The 3,133-nt window shown below is 51.5% G+C and carries 1 protein-coding gene; it reads right to left on the reverse strand.

What is annotated here, in order from left to right:
- Positions 1–3,106: hypothetical protein (locus ACIQ2L_RS14785; protein ID WP_396160199.1), on the reverse strand; the 3,106-nt coding region annotated here is incomplete at its 3' end.
- Positions 3,107–3,133: the final 27 nt, after the last annotated feature.

The following is a 3,133-nucleotide window of genomic DNA, read 5'->3' on the forward strand; positions in this document are numbered from 1 at the left end:
CATGTACGATCATGCTATAGACAGGCGATACGAGGATCGTGAGAGATCCGATCAGTCGCAATGATTTGTGAAAGTGCGAAGGGATCTGTTGTTTCATCAATTCAACGAGCCCGAGAATCGACAGTCCGATAGGAACGAGATAAAGTTGGACATCAGACCAACCCGTCGATCTTGTTACCAGTGCGATACCGATGTTCAGCATCACGATCGCGATCCAGGCATCAAGCTTGTTACTTCGTGTCGCGGAACGATATAGAGTTGCGATGCCCGCAAGCAAGATAGCGGTAGCGAGATATGCGGTTGCCGTCGGATCGGGCAAAACGAAGAGAGCAGCGACGCCGACTAGCGTGACAAACACCGGCAAGACTCGCCCAAGAATATAAGACGGACGGGAAACAATAGACCATTTCTCGTTGCTCATGCTACGGGCTCCCAACCATTGCAGGGACAGTCCGGCGATCACAGCAATCAACGATCCGGATCCTGTGATCGGGAGCCACTCATGCCAGAGGCTGAACACCAATGCTGCTCCCACGATTCCAAAGGCTGCCCAGACTCGATACTCATTGCGAGAACGAACCGCATGCATCAGCTCCTCGGTTGCCAGCGACAGGATTGCAACTATCGTAACCAACCCTGGAATGATAGCTACGTTTGTCACTCGCAAGCATAGACCATACGACACTATCGTTAACGCATAGAGACCGGCTAACCATACGTTGGCGGCGTTGCTATGCAATCGCGATGAAAGCCACTTGACCAAGAAGATGTTTCCAACGAGGATTGCCAAGAGGAGTGGAGCCGTGGTGAAGGATTGCCCACCGCGAAACGCTTCGACGATTAGACCGGAGACCGATAACCACGGAGCGATGAGCATCAGAATGAGAATGTTGCCCCACATGCACATTGCAGCAAACTCCGGGGACTGAACGGGTCGTCGATACATTACCAAGAGGCCAGCTATTGCGATTAAGCCAGCGATCTGGACTGACCAAGTGTGGATCATCACGCCTCCGAGTGCGATGAACAACAGCCATACGCCAGCAACATGTGGTACATACCGTGTTAATAGGCCACGATCCGAAATCGTATCGTGCATGTGGCCATTCCACTGTTGCAGTTGTTGCTCTAGCCAGTGGGGCACCACACCCATCAACCATGCTGTAGCGACCCAAACCAGTACCGAGAAACGATGTTCTGACGGGATGAGTTGTATCGACTGGAAGTATGCAGACGCGACTATGGGTAAAAGACCGACAAACGTAGCCGTAGCGATTCGACTTCGTGTCATTCCAATCGCATAGACCAACCAACCGATCAATACGATCAGACTCCAACGGAGCAACTCATGCTTGAAGAGAAAGCCCGCTTGCATAACGCCAGCGAATTGAAACGAGAGGCAAGCCGCAACGCCTAAGGTAGCAAGATCGGCCATCGGGATAATGACCGCACCGAGCAACGAATGACGCATTGCGATAGGATTGCTGGGTTGCACGCAAAGATTACCAATATCCAGGCCTAATGCCTGTCGATCCTCTTGCCAACAAACCAACTGCGTTCGGCGAATAGACATCCACGCGGAGTAGCCAATACACGAAACAGCACCCAACGCACAGCTTGCAATGTCCAACTGCACCAAGAAACTGAACGACATAGAGGACATGATGGAGACCGCTAGCACGGCGAGGATCAAACTATTCGCTAATCCTGCTAGATAATGACGCGTTCGGTAGATCGCAATCCAGGATGCGAGAAGGCAGACCACAGATTTCGCATAATTCCAAGCTGAAACGGTTTGTGTGATATTTGATACCACATCGACTAGCCATGCAGCGGCAACGAAACCGATCAAGCCTCCTCCTACCCAAGCGGCCAAAGGAAATGATTTGCCACTGGATAGTAATGGCCATGGAAAGACAGCTCGCTCAGGAACGGGAAACGTGGATAACCATCGGTCAACGTGGCCGGTTATGAATGTACACCCGAGGACTCCCATACTCACCACGATCGCTGCGATGGGAAGATGCATCGAGAACATCGCGTTGGCATACGGAACCCACGTTGCTGATACGGTGATCAGCGTCAACATCGAGATCGCGAGATACCGGCGGTCATTCCAGCTATAGGCAAAACCGGCGAATAGCACAGAGTGCAAAAGTGGGATGAGAAACAGCGCTTTGACGTGCGTTGCCGAAAGTACCAAGAGAAACAAACACATAGTGGTTGTCGCATATTGCAACGGTCGAGACGCATATTGGAGTTGGTTCGAATCCGAAACTCGATTCATCCGACGACTGACAAATGCAAAGACGATCAGCAACGGCAGATAGGTCAAGCCGTAGAAAGCGAGTGGCAATCTTTCTTCAGATAGCGAAGTGGCAGCGGATGCAACAACCGAACGAGAGAGTTCCGAAAACATGGCAGGTAAGCTTTGGTAGGCAGCCACGGTGAGAACAATTGCAACCCACGAGAACCCTGCATGTCGAGTGTCGCGAGCTGCAAACCAAGCGAGACCCGATGCCAACGCCAGTGTAGGAACTGCAGCCATCGACGAGTTACCACCCCAGCGGAAACCATGAAAGGACAGCACGATACCGGCAGCACCGATAAGCAGTCCCACAAACATGGGGATGGCAATAGCCACGGGGAGCATCGGAATCATCCCTCCTGTGCGAGCATGGAAGACTTTGGATGCCGTTCGAGTCGTCAGGGCAATCGGAATCGAACATAGAACCAATCCGAAGCCCATCCAGTCTGTGTTGTCAATCCAACTCAATTTGGTCGAGAACAGAAGGATCATTTGCGCTCCCACCAGAATGATCGGAAAGAAACCGAAAATAGCTGGTTTGCGATGTTGCTCCGCAAGCCAAAATACATGCCGATTGACTTTGATAATGCCAATGGTACCTATCAGCCAAATCAGTCCGCCAGCAAGCAGGCTATAGTCGGTTAACTTAGGAAGCGCGCATGCCATTGCCAGGGCAAAGTAGGCTGACTGGTAGGAGATTTGTCTTCCACAGAAAAACTTCTTGAAAATGGAGTCGGTAAAGAACCAACATGCTGCACCACCGATGGCCAAGAGAGGCATGGAGGTAATCAAGTTCATCCCACTCTGTTCTGTTAGCCAACCGAG

This window comes from Flavobacterium sp. (assembly GCF_044369455.1).
Lineage (GTDB): Bacteria > Bacteroidota > Bacteroidia > Flavobacteriales > Flavobacteriaceae > Flavobacterium.